Raw genomic sequence first — 21,645 nt, forward strand, 5'->3', positions numbered from 1 at the left:
ATTATACCATACAGTTTTCATTGTGGTGAAGGAATCTTCTATTCATTTTTATAAAACTTTTGTAAACTGTAGGTTGGAGGGGATAAAATGAAGCAACCAAACATAGTATTCTTAATATTAGCATTTCTTACAGCATTTTTAATTATTTTAATTGGAATTGCAGTTGGTGAGAGAAGTATACTTGGAATAATTGGATCCATCGTCGGTATTGTTGCCATGATGGGGATTGGTTTTACCTATAAAAAAAAGCTAAGAGAAAAAGAGTAAGGTCCCTTGACCTACTCTTTTTTTAGTGGCTTAACAAAAAGTAAAAACGTTTTTCCATCTTCCTTTTCTATTTTATACTGTTCAAAACCACATGAGGCTAGAAAAGAAATCCAGATATTTTGATGTATTGATACTGCCGCATAAACAATTTGATGATTGTTTTTTTGAAAGTCAGTCGTTAAGCGATGGACAATCTTTTTACCCCAGCCCTTTTGACGAAAAGCTGGCTCTACTATTATGGTTCCGACCCAAGGACGTAAATTAGAAGAAGCGTTTTCAACACAGTAAGTTATGGCCATTTTAATATTGTCCACATACCAAACAGACCATTTTCCTTTAATGTCTTCGTATCTCTTCAAATAGTGCTCTAGCTCTTCAGAAGTGCACTCCTCTGTTTCCCATTCGGGACTACTCTTAATTAGAGTCTGAAAAAAAGGGAAGTCCTTTTTTGTCATACTTCGATTTATGAGGGTCATTCCTCTGATCCATTTATATAGGTCTGGATAATCTCTTCATGAATACTTTTGTTACATGCAAAAATAGAGTTTTGTCCCAACAGATTAAGTGGCTCACCGTTAATCGTCGTGACAGTCCCTCCAACTTCTTCAATTAATATAAGCCCTGCTGCAACATCCCATGGCGCAAGTCTCATTGTAATATACGCATCTAGCTTACCTGAAGCAACGTAGGCTAGCTCAATTGCTGCTGAGCCATAAGATCTAGTTCCTCGAACCCTTTTAATTAAAGGGGACAAAAGGTCTGGATTTATGCGCTTATTCTCTGTTACCCAAGTTGCACTAATTCCTATAATAGATTGCTCAATCAATACGTTTGAAAGTGTAGGTAATTTGGTATCGTTAAAGTATGCACCTTTTCCCCTTCTTGCATGATATAGTTCGTCACTCACCACATCATAAATAAGTCCGACTTTACCAACTCCATCTTCATAAATACCAATTGAAATGGCAAAGTTCTTCTGCTGATGAATAAAATTCATCGTTCCATCAATCGGATCAATGATCCATATGACACCTTCTGAGGTTGAAACTATATCCCCGAATCCTTCTTCACCTAGTATTTTATGCTCCGGAAAGTTTTCAGAAATATTCTTAATAAAAAACTTTTCAATTTCATGGTCCATATTTGTTACAAGATCATTAGCTGATGACTTTGTATGAATCATCAATTCCTTCGAAAATGATTCACAAATGATGTTTCCAGCTTCCTTTATCCACTGTTTTGCATATGTATCAATTTTTTCCCAATCATGTTTTCCCACCATTATAGATTCTCCTTTACTTTACAGCCTGTTACTATTCATAAATCAAGATTAAAGGAAGTAATTGGTGAAAAGCAAGTATAGGATACTCTTGAATCTAAATGCATGAGTCTTAGCACAGAAAAAACGAACCTCATCAAAGGTTCGTAACCTAAGCTTATGCTTCCAAGCGTATCTTTTCTTGTCTAAGTTTTTCTAATTTGCGTTTACATTCAATTATTTGCTTAGCGTTACTTTCTTTCATGGCATCATATAGGGTAACTAATTCATAGTCTACTTCTAAACGTAAAACTGGGATCCTTTTTTCGGCGTCTGTTCTCTTTTGGGTATTTAACACTTGTTTCATAAAAATCGCACCCCTTTTCATTGTTTTTTTGTCTCTTGCACTAATTAAATACCTGGGTTATAAACTTAATATTCTGATATTTTTATTTATATATATTATGTATAGTTCTTGTGCTATGCAACAAAAATGTGTATTCACCTATTCTTTCTTTTTTAAGCATTTTTTTCAAAGCTTCAGTTTTAGATATGCTATGATGATAGGGAATAAGAGCTATGGAGGTAAACATGATATTTAACGGATTTTCAGAACAAGATTTTCAGACATTTTTAATCGAAGGACTCGATAATCGGATGGAGTCAATAAAAGAAAACATTCAGCCGAAATTTAAGGAATTAGGGGATATTCTTTGCCAAGATATATCCGGATTTTCGGGCGTGGAAATGTATTTACATATTGCCAAGCATTTAAGGAGAACGGTAAATCCACCTAAGGACACATGGTTAGCTATTTGCCATAATAAACGTGGTTATAAACAGCATCCTCACTTTCAAATAGGATTGTTTGATGATCATGTCTTTATTTGGTTAGCTTTTATTTATGAACTTCCAAATAAAACGGAGATTGCAAATGCTTTCTTAAAAGATGCAACAAATATATACAAGACCATCCCCCCTACCTATGTAATGTCGATGGATCATACTAAGAAGGAATCAAAGTCGATAAAAGATATTTCCAAACCGGAATTTATACAATCACTTGAGTACTTTAAGAATGTGAAAAAGGCTGAATTCCTAATCGGAAGACATGTACAAGCTAACGATGAATTACTTAAGAACGGAGAGGCTTTTATTGAGTTTGCAAGAGAAACCTTTAAAACTCTTATGCCAATTTATAAGCAGTCCTTATAAAAAAGACGCAAGACAAAAGTGATGGAACAAAAGGCGCAAGCGCCCCGTTTTGCCTCAGGTTATTAGACCTCGAGGTGCAGGGCGCTGGAGCCGGATTCAGATTGCACTAGTCCATATAAATTCTGATATTGTAAAAAAAAAGTTGAATGCTTTCTTACGGAAGCATTCAACTTTTCTATCTCATCTTTATTATTTTAGTAGTGGTTTCTTCTTTTGCTTTTTTCATTGTTTTATAGCAGGAATATCCACTCTCATCTTCAAAATCCCCACAAATACTTTTTTCTTCTGACTTACTCGTCACGATTGCTTTAAAGCGTTGGTAAGCCTGGATTAATTTGTCACGCTCTATCCCTTTTTCATAGGCTGTTTCAATACAAGAAAAAAAGTTAACAACATCCACAATTTCATTTGTCTTCCAATCCGTTGAAATCGGATAGTGATAGCTCATAATACACGTTCCCTCCTAAGACCACTTTAGACGAATATCCTCGCCCTCTAGTATGATTCGCTCAAATAATTCATGTACTGTTGGAATATCCTTGATTCTTCCCATTACCTGCCCTGCCCATGCAAATCCTACGTCTTCTCTACCTTCATGAATATAACGCATATTGGCAAGTCCACTAATATACTCTTTAATGGAGTCATACCCTTCGTTCCTTGCCTCAATCTCAAGGATTTTGTCCGTCCAGACATTACGGATGGCTCTTGCTGGGGCACCTAAACTTCGTTTAATCACAACTGTGTCATTTTCTGTACCCTCTACTAGTCGGTTCTTATATTCTAGACTAGCATGAATGCACTCTTTTGTCGCAATAAAACGAGTCCCCATTTCAATTCCCTCAGCTCCAAGACTAAAGGCTGCCATCAACCCACGTCCATCAGCAATTCCACCAGATGCAATAACAGGGATACTTACGGCATCAACAACTTGTGGAACTAACACCATTGTACCTATATCATTTTTCCCCAGGTGACCTCCCCCCTCTTGACCAACAACCATTACTGCATCTGCTCCGAGCTCTTCTGCCTTTTCCGCTTGTCTTCTGGCAGCGACTAACACTAACTTTTTTACGTCGACTCCTTTTAACTGTTCAAAAAAGGAAGAGGGGTTACCACCAGTCATTGATATAACTGGTACTCTTTCTTCTATGGCAACCTCTAACATTTCTTCAAAAGGACGACCATGTTGACCAATCGCATAATTTACACCAAATGGTTTGTCTGTCTTTTTACGGACTTTTTGAATTTCTTCACGTAGTTCTTCAGGATTATGTAACGACATGGCTGTAATTTGTCCTAATCCTCCTGCATTTGAAACCGCAGCAGCCAGGTCGGAATAAGCAAGAAAGGCTAATCCTCCTTGAATAACCGGATACTGGATATGCAGTAATTCTGTCACTCTTGTTTTCCAGTTCATAAATTATATTCCTCCTTCTAAATCGACCCGGTATGAAATTGATTTTCTTATACTTATTGTTTATTCATTTAATGTTAGGTTATGGTATAGAGGTAGAGCAAGCATAATTTAGGCAATTATTTTTTCTTTGCAACAGGAACGATTAATGCTATAATCACTTTTGTTTTATTTTTCTATAAAGATACAAGTAAAGAGGTGTAAGTATTGAACCAAACTAAAACACCGTTATTTACGGGTTTATTAGAACATGCAAAGAAAAATCCCATTCAGTTTCATATACCTGGGCATAAAAAAGGAAATGGTATTGACCCTGAATTCCGAGATTTTGTAGGTATGAATGCATTATCCATTGATTTAATTAACATCGGACCTTTAGATGACCTGCATCATCCTAAAGGGATTATTAAAGAAGCTCAAGAGCTAGCAGCTGAAGCATTTGGTGCGGACCATACATTTTTTTCTGTACAAGGGACTAGTGGAGCCATTATGACGATGGTTATGTCTGTATGTGGTCCTGGAGATAAAATAATTGTGCCACGAAATGTCCATAAGTCAGTGATGTCAGCCATTATTTTTTCTGGAGCAACTCCAGTCTTTATTCATCCTGTGATTGATAAAGAATTAGGAATTTCGCACGGAATCACCTCTGATTCAGTTGAAAAAGCACTTCAACAAAATCCAGATGCAAAAGGGGTTCTTGTCATAAACCCTACTTATTTTGGAGTTTCCGCAGACTTGAAACGTATTGTTGAAATTGCCCACTCTTATGATGTACCTGTTCTTGTGGATGAAGCACACGGTGTCCATATACATTTCCATGACGAACTTCCATTATCAGCTATGCAAGCAGGGGCTGATATGTCTGCAACTAGTGTTCATAAGCTTGGAGGATCGATGACTCAAAGCTCCATCCTTAATATAAAGGAAGGGCGTGTCTCACCTAAACGGATTCAATCCATTATTAGTATGTTAACGACAACATCAACCTCCTACCTACTTCTCGCTTCTTTAGATACAGCTCGTAGAAGGTTAGCCGTTGAAGGTAAAGAAATAGTAGGTCAAGCAATTGAGTTGGCTGAAAAGACGAGAAATCAAATAAACGAGATCAAAAATTTATATTGCGTAGGAAGAGAAATAGTAGGTTCAAAAGCAACCTTTGATCTTGATCCTACCAAGCTGACCATTTCAGTGAAGGATTTAGGAATAACAGGGTACGATGTTGAAGGTTGGCTAAGAGAACACTATAACATCGAGGTTGAACTTTCTGATCTATATAACATTTTATGTATCATCACACCTGGCGACACTGAAAAAGAAACCACCATATTAGTAAATGCATTAAAGAAGCTTTCGGAAACATATGAAAATTCGTCAAAAATTGAAGCAGCACATGTTTATGTACCGGATATTCCAGTACTTGCCTTATCACCGAGGGAAGCCTTTTACGCTGAAACTGAAATCGTCCCATTCCATGAGTCTGCTGGTAGAATTATTGCAGAATTTATAATGGTATATCCACCTGGAATACCAATTTTTATCCCTGGTGAAATTATTACTGAAGAAAACCTTAGTTATATCCAAAAAAATCTTGAAGTCGGTTTACCTGTTCAAGGTCCTGAGGATTTTGAACTTAAACATCTCAGAGTCATAAAGGAACATCGCGCAATCAAATAAACGATAAAAGAAGCATGCAGGAGTAATGCACCGCATGCTTTTATTCTATATTTTAAATTAGTTCAATTTTCTATTTTCTTTATTAACTGAGTCACACGGACAATTGTTACAATGTGCATACAGGGTCGTTACTTTCTCTTCTTCAAAATGCTCAATAGTTTTCCCACATGACTGACAAATGATAATACCCAGGCTACTCATCTCCCTTTATTTAAAAAAAGTTGAAAGCGTTATCAATATCTCTTTCTTTTATAATAATATGACATATTAAACCTGTCAATAATAATTTGTATAACACATTAACTGTTATGTATCACTCATTAATGCATAACCCTTATTAAGAACTCAACAAAACTCCACGAAGAAAAAGACGCCATGTTGACGTCTTAACCTGTTATTCATATTGGGTTTCTAGAGGCATAGAGGGCAATGTCTCTTTAAAAAATTCGGCAATGTCCTCTGCCTCTTTAAGGGAACGTATTTTGAAGACTTGTTGAAGATGTTCTAAATTTTTTATATCTTGAGGGTCAAGGAGGGCTGATCTACCTGTTTGCATACAGACGACCAGAGGTTTTCCAAAGAACATATTAGTATAAACGATGCCAAAATCATATCGAACATCGTCTGTCGTAAAACCAACGAATCGAACCTTTACCGTTTCACTCTCATCATAGAGCCTATCAAAGTAATTCATTGTATCCCTCCATTTTAATTTAATTATTCTGAATATTATTATAAATTAAAAACAGACGTTCATCAACCCGCACAAATACCCAAATCTTATAGTTGGAACAAAATTCAATAGCACCTTCTCTCATTCCTTTCACCAAACTGTTGTCAATCATAAAAAACGTCTGATAGAATAGTAACATAATGGATTATTCTCTGTAGCGACGAACAACCCAAGTACGAAGAGAAAAATAATTAGTTTATTAAAAACTTATTCTTTAATTCATAAAAAATGCTAAGTAGGAGTGAGTTTGTTGAGTCATAGTGCATATGTTAAGCTTGTATCTGCATCAAACAAGCAAGAGATTACGCTAGATGCGGTAAAAGAATTATTTAGTTATTACAAAGAGATTACTTCTAAAACAGGCTCTCAATTGAGTTGGGAATATAGCTCTGTTGCCTTTCCGTATGAAATAAAAGAGAAACCCGAAGGAAAAGATACATGGTTTTATTTAAAATCTGAGGAGAGAGGATATAATATGTTGCTTGTCGGTGTAGGTAGTGAGGAATTGGTAACCGAAGATGGTCAGCCGTCAACTCAGTCTTACATTCAAGTCGTTTTGCCAGATGGATCTACATTTGGTGATAAAGGAAAAGGCAACGAATTTTGTAAGTTTCTTGCAAAGAAGCTTGAGGGTGAACTGCATCTTTTCAACGGAAGAGTTATGTACTTTTATAAAAGAAAATGAGAAATGGAAAGCGCCTAACCAGCCTTAGGCAAGCAAATATTTATAAAGAAAAGCAAAGGGTGCTCTTTTTCCTTTAATTGATTAATGTTTATATAAAAAAAAAGATAGCCACTGGCTATCTTTTTCTACTTAATTAATAGCTACTTGCCCCGGTTTCAATGGTTTTGGGGTCCACAAACTCATACTCTTTCTCTTTTAACCCGTTCACTATTTCAGGCAATGCTAAAAAGGTCCATTCACGGTCATGTATGAGAAGATTAGCCCCATTTGTTAAAAGTGGAGTGTTTACCATAATGTCTGCTATTGAATCCTTCGTCATATAATCTTTCATAAAATCATAGCCATATGTCCAGTTCATTAGAACCATACCCTCTGTCTTCACGAGCTTCCTAGCATAATCTGTATTAGCCCCGAATGGTGCTCTAAAGAAAGATGGACGAGCACCTGTAATGGCTTCAATTTCGTCGCTCAGCTTTACGATTTCTTGAAATTGTTCTTCTTCAGACAGGTTCTTTAGGTTTTTATGATTCCATGTATGATTACCAATAGAAAATCCGAGGTCGTAAATTTGTTTTAAGATAGCTTTTTCCTCGGCTGAGTCAATAAAGTGTCCATTAACAAAAAATATCGCTTTCACCCCTTGCTCTTTTAAAACCTCTGCCATTTGTAAGCCGTATTGATCTGGAGCATCATCAATTGTTAATAGGACGACCTTATCATTGGCATTCTCTAAAGGCTCAACTCCCCAATGTGCGTCATTTATTTTATACATTGGCTTTTGGATTGTATCCTTAACTGTCTCTGTTTCCTTGACGGTGTCTGTATCCTCAATTGACTCTAAATCTTCGGTAGCATTTTCTTCATTCGGTTTTTCTTGAATTCTATCTTCTTTTTGAACCTGAATTTCTTCTTTAGATTCATTTGTATCAGTAGCACATGCCGTCACTATACTTATCATAAACAATAGTTCGAAAATCCTTTTCTTTTTCATAGTCTCCCCCATACTAAAATAACATGTTGTCTGTCATTCAACGCTACTACAAGGAAAAGTAGATGTAAATATGTATTTCCTACCAACATTAGATTACTTATAGGTAGGACTTATATGGAGGAATAAACCCACCAAAATGCTTGCTGTAAAAGTAAGAAAGCTGTTAATGATCCAATTGTCATTTTAAAGGCACGCTTAGTGTTATAACCAGATATATTCGCTGTAAAGAATGCAAGGTAAAGAAATACCATGAACAACAGGACTTTGGCATATAACCGGTCGTGTTGGGAATTCATTTCAACCATTAAAAAGCTACTATATATGATGTTTTGTAAGCTTATTACAAGTAATCCCCTCATAGACAATCTCCTAACTACAACTTTATTATTTAAAGTTTATGCAAGATAAGAAAGAGTATTTTTCATTTTTGTAACATTTAAATGACATTCACAAATAATGTCAGATAACATGATACAATAGCCCTAAAATTATTTCCGTTAGAAAAAGGGTGAGATGGAATGGAAAAACGAATACTCGTGACACTATGTTCTTTTTTATTGTTAACATCTTGCCAATTTGGAAACAGGGAAAATGACCCAAGGCTATTGACGCTCCTTGAAGCAGATGCCTTATATATATCAAATGAAGAAAACAGTAAAACTGAGAATGAATATTATAATGCCCTTTTAGAAATTAAGAAGCTGTACCCTGGTGAAATGGAAGAAATCCTTGTTCTTTCACACCATGATATAAAGAATATAAAAGAAGAGTTAAAAATTCAGACTTACCCTACTTTATTACTTATTGATCAAAAAAAAATCATAGCTAAAATCGAAGGTGAAAATGAAAAAGATAGTATCATCAGTAAAATGACTATGGTTATTAGTGAACAGTAAAAAAAGAATTATATTAACTGATTATCCCACTATCTCAGAATAAGTAGTCGTGTTGGTGTTTTTCTTTAAGCTCTTTCTCTAAAAGAGTCTGTTCAAAAAGGAGGACAAAAAGAGCAAAGAAGTTCGAGGAAGCGAAGTCTTGAGCTTCCTGCGCGTATGTTTTGTATACGTGAGGAGCGGAGAGACGAGCTGACGAAGAAATTTGAAGCTATTTTTGCCGGACTTTTTGAACACCCTCTAAAAAGTGGTCAAGCAACCCTTAAATAAATGAGTTGATTGGAACCGAAGGTGCTAGGGCACCTGCTTAGAGCAGTGGGACAGGTGAGACTCAACACATGGCGTTCTCGCCGAGTAAGCTCACCGCCCACCCCGGGGAATGGTGCATCCTCTCGTTACAATCAACCCCTATTCTAAAAAGCAACAACGTTTTTCGAAAACAGATTTTCTATAGAAAATCCCAAATAGACACATATTTGACCTTTTCTTAAAAACAATTGGTGTCGGGGAATTTCGTTCTGTGTTAAAGGGATAAACATTTTATATTATAAAAAAAAGACGAGTCACAAATTCACTTTCTGAATTTTGACTCGTCTTTTTCTTCATCTATTTAACGATATGAATAGGGTGACCAATGGCCACTTCAGCAGCTTCCATTGCGATCTCACCTAATGTAGGATGTGCATGAATTGTCATGGCAATATCTTCAGCCGTCATTCCTGCTTCAATTGCTAGTCCAAGCTCAGCAATCATATCAGAGGCATTTGTACCAACAATTTGAGCACCAATAACCAATCCATCTTCTTTACGTGTAATAAGCTTTAGGAAACCATCTGCACTGTCTAATGCTAGTGCGCGACCATTGGCTCCAAACGGAAACTTAGAAGCAATACTGTCAATTCCCGCATCCTTTGCTTCCTGTTCTGAATATCCAACCGTTGCCATTTCTGGATCTGAGAATACCACAGCAGGAATAGCATGATAGTCAATTTTTGAAGTTTGTCCACTTATTGCTTCAGCTGCTATTTTTGCTTCATATGACGCTTTGTGAGCTAACGGTGGTCCATCCACGATATCGCCTATGGCATAGATGTTTTTCACAGTAGTTCTACATTGATCATCAATTTTAACGACACCACGGTCTGATTTTTCAATACCGACTTGTTCAAGTCCTAATTCATCTGAATTCGGCTTACGACCAACAGTTACCAAGCAATAGTCAGCCTCGACTGTTTGAGCTTCACCTTTTACCTCAAAGGTAACCTTTACACCATTTTCAGTCTCTTCTACACCCTTTGCCATCGCTTTTGTAAAGATTTCAACATTGCCTTTCTTCTTTAAGCGACGCTTCACAATAGATGTCATCTGCTTTTCAAATCCGTTTAGAATTTCATCAGCACCTTCAACAATGACAACCTCTGTGCCAAAGTTTGCATAAGCTGTACCAAGCTCTGTTCCAATATATCCGCCACCGATTACAACTAGCTTTTTAGGTATCTCTTTCAAATTAAGAGCCCCAGTGGAATCAATGACACGTTTTGAATATTTGAAGGTTGGAATTTCAATTGGGCGAGAGCCTGTTGCGATAATACAGTTATTAAATGTATATGTTTGAGCAGAATTTTCGTCCATAATACGCACTGTATTTTCATCAACAAAATAGGCTTCACCTTTAAGAATTTGAACCTTATTTCCTTTTAACAGTCCTTCTACTCCACCTGTTAGCTTTTTAACAATACCCGTTTTCCATTCTTGCATTTTCGTGAAGTCAACTGTAACATTCTCAGCCTTAATCCCCATATCTTCAGAATGCTTCGCTGTTTCAAACCGGTGGGCAGCTGCAATTAGTGCCTTAGAGGGAATACATCCTACATTTAAACAAACACCACCAAGCTCACCTTTATCTACAATTGTTACCTTTTGGCCTAGTTGGGCAGCACGAATTGCGGCAACGTAACCACCAGGTCCAGCTCCAATGACAAGAGTATCTAATTCAATTGGAAAATCTCCTACTACCATTAGTTACGCCTCCATTAAGATTAATTGTGGATCATTTAAAAGTCTTTTAATATGATTTAATGCATGTTGAGCAGTTGCTCCATCAATCATACGGTGGTCAAAGCTTAATGAAAGTGCTAGAACAGGAGCAATAACAATCTCTCCGTTACGAACAACCGGTTTCTCAGCAATCCTACCGATACCAAGTATTGCGACTTCAGGATGATTGATTACTGGTGTGAACCATTGTCCTCCAGCAGAACCGATATTTGAAATCGTGCAAGATGCCCCTTTCATTTCAGCAGGTGCCAGCTTACTGTCGCGTGCTTTTGATGCAAGCTCGTTAATTTCATTCGAAATCTCATAAATCGATTTACGGTCAGTATTTTTAACAACTGGAACGAGTAGACCTTTATCTGTATCAGCAGCTATCCCAATGTTGAAATAATGCTTATGGACGATCTCATCTGTTGAGTCATCTAGTGATGTATTCAATGCAGGAAATTTCTTTAGAGCAGAAGTTAAAGCTTTGACCACATAAGGTAAGTACGTTAGTTTTACACCTTGATCAATTGCGTGTTGTTTAAACTTTTTACGATGCGCAACAAGCTCTGTTACATCTACTTCGTCCATTAGTGTAACGTGTGGAGCTGTATGCTTTGAGTTGACCATTGCTTTTGCAATTGCTTTACGGATTCCACTCATTTTCTCTCGTGTTTCTGGGAAATCACCAGTAGGGATAGGAGTAGCCGCGGACTTTGTTGCAACTGCCTTTTCTTCTGTTCCTTGTGCTGCTACTTGCTCTGTTACAGGAGTTGATTCAGCCTTAACTCCACCACCACTTGCGTAAGTATCTACGTCTCCTTTTACCACACGACCATTGTTACCTGAACCAGCAACTTGACGAATATCCACACCTTTTTCTCGTGCATATTTACGGACTGAAGGCATAGCTATTACTCGATGGTTAGAATCTACCTTGGCAGCCTCAGTCTTTTCAGGTGCTTCTGCAACAGGAGCTTTTGGAGCTTCTTCCATTTTCACTTCTCGCTTAGGCTCTTCTGCTTTCTTCTCTTCTTTCGGATGATCATCATGATCATCCCCTTTGAATTTCAGGTCTTCATAGCCTGGAGCATCAAACGTTATTAACGTCTGACCAACGGTTGCGACTTCACCTTCACTAACTAGTAGTTCTAATACTTTTCCCTTAACAGGTGATGGGATTTCAACTACGGCTTTATCATTTTGAACTTCAGCAAGTAAATCATCTTCATTAATTTCATCGCCTGGCTTTACGAACCATTTAACGATTTCACCTTCATGGATACCTTCACCGATATCAGGTAATTTAAATTGAAATGACACTGTATGTTACCTCCTCTTTCATGTGAAGAAAAATTTTATAGAATGGGAAAAAGAAATCAGCACTATTCATCTGATTTCTTATGATGTCAAAAAGTCTTAAAAATTTAATACTTTCTTCGCTGTTTCCATTACATCCTTATAGTTTGGCAGCCAAACAGTCTCGGCAGCCGAGAATGCAAATACTGTATCAGGTGCCGTAACACGTAGCACAGGTGCCTCTAAGCTTAAAATAGCGCGGTCATTAATTTCTGCTACAACATTAGCCGCAATACCCGCTTGTTTCTGTGCTTCTTGAACGACGATTGCACGTCCTGTTTTCTCAACAGAGGCAATAATAGTGTCGAGGTCTAAAGGCATTACTGTACGTAAGTCGATTACCTCTACAGAATGTCCTTCCTTCTCAAGCTCTTCCGCTGCTTTTAAAGATTCATGAACCATAGCTCCATACGTAATGATAGATAGGTCTGTACCTTCACGTTTTACGTCAGCTTTCCCTATCTCAATTGTGTATTCACCTTCTGGAACTTCACCTCGGAAGGAGCGGTATAACTTCATATGCTCTAAGAAAATAACTGGATCATTATCTCTAATGGCAGAAATTAATAGCCCTTTTGCATCATAAGGAGTGGATGGAATAACAACCTTTAAACCAGGCTGTTGAGCCATTAGACCTTCTAAACTATCAGCATGTAATTCAGGTGTATGTACACCACCACCAAAGGGTGAGCGGATCGTCACTGGAGAAGAGTAACGTCCCCCAGAACGATAACGCATACGAGCCATTTGACCTGAAATTGAATCCATTACTTCGAACACGAAACCGAAAAATTGAATTTCAGGTACAGGACGATATCCTTGAAGCGCGAGCCCTATTGCAAGTCCACCAATTCCTGATTCTGCAAGAGGTGTATCAAATACACGTTCTTCACCGAATTCAGCTTGTAGTCCTTCAGTAGCACGGAATACTCCTCCGTTATTTCCTACGTCCTCTCCAAATACCAATACATTCGGATCGTTTTTAAGTTCTGTACGTAACGCATCCGTAATTGCTTGAATCATCGTCATTTGAGCCATCGCTTACTTCGACTCCTTCTCTTTATAAATTTCCATTTGCTCTCTTAGATGGTTTGGCATTTCATCATACATATTCGAAATCAAATCAGTAACCTTTTGCTTTGGTTGCGCGTCTGCCTTTTTAATGGCTTCTTTTATATCATCCTTAGCCTGCTCGATTACTTTATTTTCTTCTTCTTCATTCCAAATACCTTTGCTTTCTAGGTATTTCCGGAAACGAACAAGTGGATCCTTCAGTTCCCATTCATTATCTAAATCTTCCGTGCGATAACGAGTTGGATCATCACCAGCCATCGTATGAGGTCCATAACGATACGTTAAGGCTTCAATTAATGTTGGACCTTCTCCGTTTATCGCACGCACGCGGGCATCCTTCACGGCAGCATACACAGCTAACGGATCCATTCCGTCAACTTGAATTCCTAGAATTCCTGCTGCGACAGCCTTTTGAGCTATTGTTCTTGCAGCTGATTGCTTTTCTACTGGTGTTGAAATTGCAAAACGGTTATTTTGTACAATAAAGATCGCAGGAGCTTTAAATGCCCCAGCAAAGTTGATCCCTTCATAGAAATCACCTTGTGATGCACCACCATCACCTGTATATGTAATCGCAACAGACTTCGCTCCACGCTTCTTCATTCCAAGAGCAATTCCAGCACATTGAATGTATTGAGCACCAATAATGATTTGAGGCGAGATCGTATTTACACCTTCTGGCATTTGATTCCCATGGAAATGGCCTCTTGAGAATAAAAATGCTTGGTATAATGGTAGTCCGTGCCAAATCATTTGCGGTACATCGCGGTAACCAGGCAAGATAAAGTCTTCTTTTTCAAGAGCGTATTGAGAAGCAATTTGAGAAGCTTCCTGACCAGCAGTTGGGGCATAAAACCCTAGTCGTCCTTGACGGTTCAGTGAGATTGAACGTTGATCTAGTATTCTGGTGTAGACCATTCTTGACATTAATTCCTTTAGTTGTGCGTCAGTTAAATCTGGCATTGCAGATTCATTTACTACTTTTCCTTCTTCATTTAAGATTTGTAAAGTTTGAAATTGGTCTGCAATTGCATCAAACTGTTTTTGTCCATCTAAAGTAGCCTTTTTTGTTTTGGCAGCCATATAAGTCACCCTTCCTCCTATATATTCCATTTAGAAATAATGGTAAATAACCTAGTTTACATACAGCATTAGGTTACCCAAAAAACAACATAGAAACTCATAAACCACTTAATTAATTCAGTATTCTATTCCCTATTTCTTGTTTATCCTAAATTGTTGCACTATAAGTTAGAATCTATGATCTGTATCAGTCAAATTCAAAACTAAACTAATACAACAATAAACTATATTAACAGTTTACAACAAAGATCTTTTTACCGTCAAATATTGAGTATTTATAATAAATCAGTAAATTCAGTATTTAAAGGAATTAACTCTGTACTAACACAACTAAATCATCTGTACTATATATTACAACACACAAAAAAAAGAGACCCTATACAGAGTCCATATGTCATTATTATTCTTTACCATAGGTTACTGCAATTCCTGCTGCTTCATAGAACGTTCTTTTCTGATTATTGTATTCTGTTGTCAGTTTATTAAACGTTTCATTCAACGTGATAACTTGCTCATAGCTTTTATTTATTTTTTCAATTTGAGACTCAAGCTCCTCAAGCTTTAAATCCTCTCGTTGAAACATCTTGTATAACTCTTCATCTAAAGTTATAGAACTAGAATACGCTTTGTAAAGCTCCTCGTATGCTAGAAAACGCTCGTTCATTAAACCTACTACTTCATTTGCTAGTAGTTTAGGTTGCTCAGCATCTATTTGTTCAACGATTTCAGCCGTTTTATCAAATTCAATTTTGGATTGCTTTATGCTTTCATATTCTTTTTCTAGTCTTGACTTTCTATCGGCGACTAAAGAGAGTGCATCTGTTGATAGTTTTTTGATTTGATCCAGTTCCTTTAGTCCAAGCTCAATAATTTGATCATACAATTCTTTCTCTTTCTGTTCAAGTTCCACAATAGGGTCTTGTTGATTTTCAAACTCAGCCTCTAGCTTGACAGCTTGTTCAAGATGTACATATATTTGTTCCTCTGGTAATGGACCAGTTTGGCAAGCACTTAAAAGGATACTCAACAGGCCCAAAATGATCAAAACATATTTCATAATTTAATTACTCCCCCCTTTATATCTCCTCGTTCTACTATAGTTTTTTATCCTTCTTTTGACAACAAAAGTCTTATCCCAACCATATGCGCTTGTCCCAAAAAATAGTCCTAGCCTATAAAAGTATATAAGGCTGACTGCCATATAAATACGATATTTTATTCTTTTTACAAAGCCACAGATATGGTATGCTATTTACAATTATAAATGCATGTTTGGAGGTAGGGTTACCATTATTACAATGAATGATGTTATACGAGAAGGTCATCCCACTCTTCGAAAAGTAGCGGAAGAAGTAAATCTTCCTGCTTCTGAAGAGGATAAAGGGACTTTAAAGGATATGATGGAATTTGTTATCAATAGCCAAGTTCCTGAGCTTGCTAACAAGTATGATCTACGCCCTGGAATTGGAATTGCAGCCCCTCAAATTAATGTTTCAAAAAGAATGATAGCAATTCATGTTACAGATGATCAAGAATCCCTACTTAGTTATGCTCTTTTTAATCCAAAAATCATAAGTCACTCTGTTGAGAAATCATACTTAACAGTTGGGGAAGGATGCTTATCAGTAGACCGCGAAGTTGAAGGATATGTTCCAAGATACGCAAGGGTTACTGTAAAAGCAATTACTTTAGACGGTAAAGAAGTTAAGCTAAGATTAAAAGGACTTCCGGCCATTGTCTTTCAACATGAAATCGATCATTTAAACGGTGTGATGTTTTATGATCACATAAACCAAGAGGACCCAATGGAAGAACCTGAGGGCGCTATTGCGATTGAAAGATAATAGTACAATGAAATGGAATATAATAGTAACAAGTAAACCCCCGACATATTGTCGGGGGTTTACCTTCTATTAGATCAACTTTAACATTTCCAACCCATATACAATACCGTCTTCATCTACAGATTTGGTAACTATGTTTGCAATTTCCTTTGCTTTCTGAACACCATTCCCCATTGCTACTCCAGTTCCAGCGAATTCTAGCATTTCTAGGTCATTTAGTCCGTCACCAAATGCGATAACATCTTCTCTCTGAAATCCAAGTTTTTTCATCATAACTTCTATTCCCTTCGCCTTCGAGCCACCATGTGGGAGAACATCTGTCGAATATTTATGCCACCTTATGAAATGGAAGTCTGAATAAGAGCCCACATACGGCATTTCATCAACACTCTTACAGAACAATAGGGTTTGATAGATATCATTGTCTACATAATAAAGTGGATCTACCTCTGGATGTGTAAAATGTAACGTCCCTAAACTTTCATGTATATGAGGATGATCTCCGCTACTTGCCTTCATTGTTAAATGGTCCATAAAGACAAGCGGATGACCTGATTCATTTGATTCAACGTGCAACCTTTGTAAGGTAGACTTCTTTAATGGATTTTTAAAAATAGGTTCATTCTCATGGACAACAAATTGTCCGTTAAAACTAATAAATGTGTCGATTGAAAGATTCTCCCGTATTTCTTTAAACATGAAGGGTGCTCGACCTGTTGCAATCGCGACGAAGTGTCCAGCAGACCTTAGGGATTCAATTGCTTTTATAGTATTCGTTGGAATTTGTTTGTTATGATTTAATAACGTTCCATCAAGATCAAAGAAAATGAGTTTTGTATTCTGCATATATTGATTAAACCTCCAAGTATAATTAGGCTGTAGCTCGTTTTTCGAGTTCTGGTACTTTCGTTTTCTTTGAAGAGAAGTAAACACCACTTAATATAATAAAGAAGCCAATAATCATCATAAACGATATTTTCTCATTTAAAAATAAAGATCCCCACAACATGGCTGATATTGGAACTAAATACGTTACAAGAGCAGCGAAATCCGGGCTTCCTTCTTGAATCAAATAATAATATAGGATGTAAGCAAATCCTGAACCAAACACCCCAAGGCCAATTAAAGCAAGGAAGATAGATGGATCCATTACCTTACTGAAGGTGCTAGGGTTGGAGACTAGAACGACAAAGAAGCTAATAATCGTTGAGACTAGTAATGTACTTACGGAAATCATCGTTATACTTATTCCCTTCAAGTATTTTTTTGAAAGGTGGGTTGATAACCCATAACAGATTGTTGCCCCTAGCATTGTAAACAAACCTATGAAGGATTGGTTAAATAGATTGACTAATTGGACGTCAGTTAAAATCACGATTCCGATAAATCCAAGGGATATTCCAAACCACTGTATCCACCCTAGTTTTTGGAAGAAAAATATTGACCCTATTATAACCGTCCAAATTGGCGTCGTGGCATTAATCAATGAAGCATAGCTACTTGATATCTGCGTTTCACTCAATGCAATTAAGACCCAAGGTATAGCGTTGTTTAATAAGGAAACAATAATAATCATCATAAAAGGTAATTTTTTACTAGAACCCCATTCTTTCCGAATGGTTACAATTACAACGAGGATGACTGTCCCAAAAAAACAACGCCAAAACACTACTCCCCATGCACCTAATGGATCTACAAGCAATTTTATAAACAAAAAAGACGTTCCCCATATCAAGCTCAATGTAAGTAAAACAACGTATAGCTTCCCCACGTGCGTATCTCCCCTTCAAAACACATCTACTTTTTACGCTAAAGAATGATTCATTAAATGTCAATTGTATCTTTTCGCAAACTTCCATTCTTATCCACGAAAGGGTTGACCTAAAAAATCATATACTAGTAGTAAAAAGGCCAACTGAGACCATTCTATTAATAAGTAAAACGAGAGAGGAGTTTGATAAGACATGTTAAAAAAACTAAAGCAAAAATTAATGGAGCAATGGAATGATATGCTACGAAAAAGAACAATTGCGTAATAGTACCTCTTACTATAACTCAAGAATGAGGCTGCACTTGTCAAAATATGTTGGACAAAAAGCTTATTTAAGACGCATTTTATTTAGTGAAATTTACGTGGTATAGAAAAAACATGAAATAAAATTAGATTTCCGATATAATAGAACTTATCTTGAGATTAATTGGTTCGTTTACTATGTTGTTTGCATACTCGGACATATCATCATATAATTGATTTTATTTGTATTTACAGATATTTCATAGAAATGTTCAATTTGGTAGTTAGTTAACCCTCTTTCTTTTAGAACACAAATAAACAATAGAGGCGTGTTAGTGAAGCTTTGAACATTATATATAAAGTAACCCAAGGAGAGATAGAAATGATATTTAAAGTATATTTTCAAGAAGGTACTTTTGAAGTACCAGTACGTGAGCGTACGAAAGCAATTTACTTAGAGGCTGAAACGGAACGAGAAGTACGAAGAAGATTAGCAGACCGCAACTACAATATCGAACTCGTACAAAAAGTAACAGGTGCTTACCTTGATTATGAAAAACAATCTGAAAACTACGTATTGGAGACGGTGTAAGATATGAAGTTTGTAAAGAATGACCAAACAGCAGTATTTGCCCTAGGCGGACTGGGCGAAATTGGTAAAAACACATATGGAGTTCAATTTCAGGACGAAATCATCTTAATTGATGCTGGTATTAAATTCCCAGAAGATGAATTATTGGGAATCGATTATGTTATTCCGGATTACAGCTACTTAGTCAAAAATGTAGATAAGATTAAAGGATTATTTATCACACACGGACACGAGGATCATATCGGTGGAATTCCTTATTTATTAAAGGAAATTAACATCCCCATTTATGGTGGAAAGTTAGCTCTAGGTTTAATCAAAAATAAACTAGAAGAGCATGGCCTACTAAGAACAACGATTTTAAATGAAATTAAAGAAGATGATGTTATAAAGTTTAGAAAAACATCAGTATCCTTCTATAGAACTACCCACAGTATTCCTGATGCTTATGGGATTGTTGTGAAAACACCTCCTGGACAAATTGTTCACACAGGTGATTTCAAGTTTGATTTTACACCTGTTGGGGAACCTGCTAATTTGACCAAGATGGCGGAAATCGGAAAAGAAGGCGTACTTTGCTTATTATCTGATAGTACAAATAGTGAAGTTCCTCATTTTACGATGTCTGAGCGAAAAGTTGGCGAAAGTATACACGAGATCTTTCGTAAGGTTCCAGGAAGAATCATCTTTGCAACATTTGCTTCTAACATTCACCGTCTTCAACAGGTTGTCGAGGCAGCAGTAATTAATGGACGAAAAGTAGCCGTATTCGGTCGAAGCATGGAAGCTGCTATGACGATTGGTCAAGAATTGGGTTATGTTACTTGCCCTAAGGAAACACTTATTGAACATTCTCAAATCAATAGATTACCGGCAGATAAAGTTGTTATTTTGTGTACAGGTAGTCAAGGTGAGCCAATGGCTGCCTTATCACGAATTGCTAACGGTACTCATCGTCAGATTCAAATCATACCTGGTGATACGGTCGTTTTTTCTTCTTCACCTATTCCTGGTAATACGATAAGTGTAAGCCGAACAATAAATGCCCTCTTCAAAGCCGGGGCAGACGTTATTCATGGTTCACTTAGTGATATACATACTTCAGGTCACGGTGGACAACAGGAGCAGATGTTAATGCTTCGTCTCATGAAACCAAAATTCTTCATGCCTATTCATGGTGAATATCGCATGCAAAAAATGCACTCAAATCTAGCAGTAGACTGTGGTGTCGACGAAAAAAACTGTTTTATTATGGACAACGGTGAGGTGTTAGCACTTACCGAAAATGAAGCAAGTGTTGCCGGTAAGATCCCTTCAGGTAATGTTTATATCGACGGAAGTGGTATTGGTGATATCGGGAATATCGTTTTAAGAGATCGCCGTATTTTATCTGAAGAAGGACTTGTCATTGTTGTTGTTAGCATCAATATGAAGGAATTCAAAATTTCAGCAGGACCAGACTTAATTTCACGTGGATTTGTTTACATGAGAGAATCTGGAGATCTAATCAACGATGCCCAAGCACTCATTACAAAGCACCTTAATCGTGTGATGGAAAGAAAAACAACACAATGGTCTGAAATTAAAAATGAAATCACCGATACTTTATCTCCTTTCCTTTATGAGAAAACAAAGCGTAGACCAATGATTTTACCAATCATAATGGAAGTTTAAAGAATACTTTTACAGCTAAGCGGTTCGAAGAAATCTCCTCTACTTGAGGAGTTTTTTCTTTTTTTAACATAAAAAAGCCCCTGTTCCAAGTGGATAAGGGACTTACTTTTAGTCGATAAATTTTTTCTGAAATTTGCTAATGTCAGTATCCGCACCAATGATAATCAATATATCACCTTGTTGAATCGTTTCGGTAGCTTGTGGCGAAACCAAGATTTCTTTTCCACGCTTAATGGCAACGATATTAATACCGTATTTCGCTCGAATATCTAAATCGATTAATGAGAACCCGTTTACTCGTTTACTCGCAATAAGTTCAACAATACTATGTTCATCTGAAAGTTCTAAATAATCCAGTACATTGTTTGAGATAATATTATGGGCAATTCTTTGACCCATATCTCTTTCAGGATGCACAATGTGATCGGCACCAATTTTTGAAAGTACCTTTTCATGGTAATCATTTTGGGCCTTAACCGTGATGTGCTTAACTCCTAATTCATTTAGAATAAGAGTGGTTAGGATGCTTGCTTGAATATTTTCACCAATTGCTACGATTACATGATCAAAGTTACGAATTCCTAGACTTTTAAGAACCATTTCATCAGTTGAATCTCCAACAACGGCATGTGAAGCAATTGAAGAATATTCATTCACTTTATCTTCATCCAAATCTATAGCTAATACTTCCATCCCTTGCTGACTTAGTGAACGGCATATGCTACCACCAAATCTTCCTAGGCCAATGACGGCGAACTCTTTTTTCACGATGATTCCTCCAATTGACCTTATTAAATCTATTCACTGTGATTTTATCACAAAGTACTATTAT

Annotated in this window: 25 protein-coding genes; 8 read left to right on the plus strand and 17 right to left on the minus strand. The window is 36.9% G+C overall.

Annotated features, from left to right (window positions below; translation table 11 throughout):
* Positions 1 to 87 precede the first annotated feature (87 nt).
* Complete coding sequence (locus ACOI1C_RS02235; protein ID WP_422507541.1) at positions 88 to 267, plus strand: DUF5325 family protein; 180 nt, start codon at positions 88 to 90, stop codon at positions 265 to 267.
* Positions 268 to 278: 11 nt separating this feature from the next.
* On the opposite strand, the gene ACOI1C_RS02240 is transcribed toward ACOI1C_RS02235, so the two are convergent.
* From ACOI1C_RS02240 to ACOI1C_RS02250, 3 genes are all read right to left on the minus strand, one after another.
* Complete coding sequence (locus ACOI1C_RS02240; protein ID WP_422507542.1) at positions 279 to 743, minus strand: GNAT family N-acetyltransferase; 465 nt, start codon at positions 741 to 743, stop codon at positions 279 to 281.
* On the minus strand, positions 740 to 1,549 hold the full coding sequence (locus ACOI1C_RS02245; RefSeq protein WP_422507543.1) for an inositol monophosphatase family protein: 810 nt from the start codon (positions 1,547 to 1,549) through the stop codon (positions 740 to 742). The genes ACOI1C_RS02240 and ACOI1C_RS02245 overlap by 4 nt, the downstream gene beginning before the upstream one ends.
* A gap of 154 nt (positions 1,550 to 1,703) precedes the next feature.
* Positions 1,704 to 1,892, minus strand: a complete 189-nt coding sequence (locus ACOI1C_RS02250) for a hypothetical protein (RefSeq protein ID WP_422507545.1) — start codon at positions 1,890 to 1,892, stop codon at positions 1,704 to 1,706.
* A 224-nt stretch (positions 1,893 to 2,116) separates the two neighbouring features.
* Between ACOI1C_RS02250 and ACOI1C_RS02255 the strand changes: the two genes are divergently transcribed.
* Positions 2,117 to 2,740: a DUF1054 domain-containing protein gene (locus tag ACOI1C_RS02255; protein WP_422507547.1), complete on the plus strand. Its 624-nt coding sequence runs from the start codon at positions 2,117 to 2,119 to the stop codon at positions 2,738 to 2,740.
* A gap of 175 nt (positions 2,741 to 2,915) precedes the next feature.
* Here ACOI1C_RS02255 and ACOI1C_RS02260 read toward each other — a convergent pair whose 3' ends face one another.
* Both ACOI1C_RS02260 and ACOI1C_RS02265 read right to left on the minus strand, forming a co-directional pair.
* Positions 2,916 to 3,188, minus strand: coding sequence for a UPF0223 family protein (locus tag ACOI1C_RS02260; protein ID WP_422507549.1), 273 nt, complete (start codon positions 3,186 to 3,188; stop codon positions 2,916 to 2,918).
* Positions 3,189 to 3,203: 15 nt separating this feature from the next.
* Positions 3,204 to 4,160 carry an NAD(P)H-dependent flavin oxidoreductase gene (locus tag ACOI1C_RS02265; RefSeq protein ID WP_422507551.1) on the minus strand — a complete coding sequence of 319 codons (957 nt, stop codon included), beginning with the start codon at positions 4,158 to 4,160 and terminating at the stop codon, positions 3,204 to 3,206.
* 204 nt (positions 4,161 to 4,364) lie between these two features.
* Between ACOI1C_RS02265 and ACOI1C_RS02270 the strand changes: the two genes are divergently transcribed.
* Complete coding sequence (locus ACOI1C_RS02270; protein WP_422507553.1) at positions 4,365 to 5,834, plus strand: aminotransferase class I/II-fold pyridoxal phosphate-dependent enzyme; 1,470 nt, start codon at positions 4,365 to 4,367, stop codon at positions 5,832 to 5,834.
* A 57-nt stretch (positions 5,835 to 5,891) separates the two neighbouring features.
* Here ACOI1C_RS02270 and ACOI1C_RS02275 read toward each other — a convergent pair whose 3' ends face one another.
* Complete coding sequence (locus ACOI1C_RS02275; protein ID WP_422507555.1) at positions 5,892 to 6,035, minus strand: GapA-binding peptide SR1P; 144 nt, start codon at positions 6,033 to 6,035, stop codon at positions 5,892 to 5,894.
* 193 nt (positions 6,036 to 6,228) lie between these two features.
* Complete coding sequence (locus ACOI1C_RS02280) at positions 6,229 to 6,528, minus strand: DUF3055 domain-containing protein (RefSeq protein ID WP_422507557.1); 300 nt, start codon at positions 6,526 to 6,528, stop codon at positions 6,229 to 6,231.
* A 289-nt stretch (positions 6,529 to 6,817) separates the two neighbouring features.
* Here ACOI1C_RS02280 and ACOI1C_RS02285 point away from each other — a divergent pair, with 289 nt between their 5' ends.
* The gene (locus ACOI1C_RS02285; protein WP_422507559.1) at positions 6,818 to 7,252 is read left to right on the plus strand and encodes a DUF1885 family protein; all 435 of its coding nucleotides are present in this window, start codon (positions 6,818 to 6,820) and stop codon (positions 7,250 to 7,252) included.
* Between the two features lie 133 nt (positions 7,253 to 7,385).
* Here the strand turns inward: ACOI1C_RS02285 and ACOI1C_RS02290 are convergent, their stop codons facing one another.
* Both ACOI1C_RS02290 and ACOI1C_RS02295 read right to left on the minus strand, forming a co-directional pair.
* Complete coding sequence (locus ACOI1C_RS02290) at positions 7,386 to 8,243, minus strand: polysaccharide deacetylase family protein (protein WP_422507561.1); 858 nt, start codon at positions 8,241 to 8,243, stop codon at positions 7,386 to 7,388.
* Between the two features lie 110 nt (positions 8,244 to 8,353).
* Positions 8,354 to 8,602, minus strand: a complete 249-nt coding sequence (locus tag ACOI1C_RS02295; protein WP_422507562.1) for a hypothetical protein — start codon at positions 8,600 to 8,602, stop codon at positions 8,354 to 8,356.
* 159 nt (positions 8,603 to 8,761) lie between these two features.
* Here ACOI1C_RS02295 and ACOI1C_RS02300 point away from each other — a divergent pair, with 159 nt between their 5' ends.
* The gene (locus ACOI1C_RS02300) at positions 8,762 to 9,139 is read left to right on the plus strand and encodes a hypothetical protein (RefSeq protein ID WP_422507564.1); all 378 of its coding nucleotides are present in this window, start codon (positions 8,762 to 8,764) and stop codon (positions 9,137 to 9,139) included.
* 603 nt (positions 9,140 to 9,742) lie between these two features.
* Here the strand turns inward: ACOI1C_RS02300 and lpdA are convergent.
* The 5 genes from lpdA to ACOI1C_RS02325 all read right to left on the minus strand — a co-directional run bounded on the left by lpdA (position 9,743) and on the right by ACOI1C_RS02325 (position 15,749).
* Positions 9,743 to 11,155 carry a dihydrolipoyl dehydrogenase gene (gene lpdA, locus ACOI1C_RS02305; RefSeq protein ID WP_422507566.1) on the minus strand — a complete coding sequence of 471 codons (1,413 nt, stop codon included), beginning with the start codon at positions 11,153 to 11,155 and terminating at the stop codon, positions 9,743 to 9,745.
* A 3-nt stretch (positions 11,156 to 11,158) separates the two neighbouring features.
* Complete coding sequence (locus tag ACOI1C_RS02310) at positions 11,159 to 12,499, minus strand: dihydrolipoamide acetyltransferase family protein (protein WP_422507568.1); 1,341 nt, start codon at positions 12,497 to 12,499, stop codon at positions 11,159 to 11,161.
* A gap of 96 nt (positions 12,500 to 12,595) precedes the next feature.
* The gene (locus ACOI1C_RS02315; protein ID WP_422507570.1) at positions 12,596 to 13,573 is read right to left on the minus strand and encodes an alpha-ketoacid dehydrogenase subunit beta; all 978 of its coding nucleotides are present in this window, start codon (positions 13,571 to 13,573) and stop codon (positions 12,596 to 12,598) included.
* Positions 13,574 to 13,576: 3 nt separating this feature from the next.
* Entirely contained in the window at positions 13,577 to 14,692 is a 1,116-nt protein-coding gene (gene pdhA, locus ACOI1C_RS02320; RefSeq protein ID WP_422507572.1) for a pyruvate dehydrogenase (acetyl-transferring) E1 component subunit alpha, read from the minus strand.
* A 400-nt stretch (positions 14,693 to 15,092) separates the two neighbouring features.
* The gene (locus ACOI1C_RS02325) at positions 15,093 to 15,749 is read right to left on the minus strand and encodes a YkyA family protein (protein WP_422507573.1); all 657 of its coding nucleotides are present in this window, start codon (positions 15,747 to 15,749) and stop codon (positions 15,093 to 15,095) included.
* 232 nt (positions 15,750 to 15,981) lie between these two features.
* On the opposite strand from ACOI1C_RS02325, the gene def reads away from it, so the two are divergent.
* Complete coding sequence (gene def, locus ACOI1C_RS02330) at positions 15,982 to 16,536, plus strand: peptide deformylase (RefSeq protein WP_422507638.1); 555 nt, start codon at positions 15,982 to 15,984, stop codon at positions 16,534 to 16,536.
* A gap of 69 nt (positions 16,537 to 16,605) precedes the next feature.
* On the opposite strand, the gene ACOI1C_RS02335 is transcribed toward def, so the two are convergent.
* Positions 16,606 to 17,382 carry a Cof-type HAD-IIB family hydrolase gene (locus tag ACOI1C_RS02335; RefSeq protein ID WP_422507575.1) on the minus strand — a complete coding sequence of 259 codons (777 nt, stop codon included), beginning with the start codon at positions 17,380 to 17,382 and terminating at the stop codon, positions 16,606 to 16,608.
* A 25-nt stretch (positions 17,383 to 17,407) separates the two neighbouring features.
* Positions 17,408 to 18,307, minus strand: coding sequence for a DMT family transporter (locus ACOI1C_RS02340; protein ID WP_422507577.1), 900 nt, complete (start codon positions 18,305 to 18,307; stop codon positions 17,408 to 17,410).
* Positions 18,308 to 18,932: 625 nt separating this feature from the next.
* Here ACOI1C_RS02340 and ACOI1C_RS02345 point away from each other — a divergent pair.
* Both ACOI1C_RS02345 and rnjA read left to right on the plus strand, forming a co-directional pair.
* Positions 18,933 to 19,142, plus strand: coding sequence for a DNA-dependent RNA polymerase subunit epsilon (locus tag ACOI1C_RS02345; RefSeq protein ID WP_422507579.1), 210 nt, complete (start codon positions 18,933 to 18,935; stop codon positions 19,140 to 19,142).
* A 3-nt stretch (positions 19,143 to 19,145) separates the two neighbouring features.
* Positions 19,146 to 20,813, plus strand: a complete 1,668-nt coding sequence (gene rnjA / locus ACOI1C_RS02350; protein ID WP_422507581.1) for a ribonuclease J1 — start codon at positions 19,146 to 19,148, stop codon at positions 20,811 to 20,813.
* Between the two features lie 108 nt (positions 20,814 to 20,921).
* On the opposite strand, the gene ACOI1C_RS02355 is transcribed toward rnjA, so the two are convergent.
* Positions 20,922 to 21,581 (minus strand): potassium channel family protein, encoded by a 660-nt coding sequence (locus ACOI1C_RS02355; protein ID WP_422507583.1) that lies wholly within the window; start codon positions 21,579 to 21,581, stop codon positions 20,922 to 20,924.
* Positions 21,582 to 21,645 lie beyond the last annotated feature (64 nt).

The organism is Bacillus sp. DJP31 (assembly GCF_049310945.1).
Classification (GTDB): domain Bacteria; phylum Bacillota; class Bacilli; order Bacillales; family SA4; genus Bacillus_BS.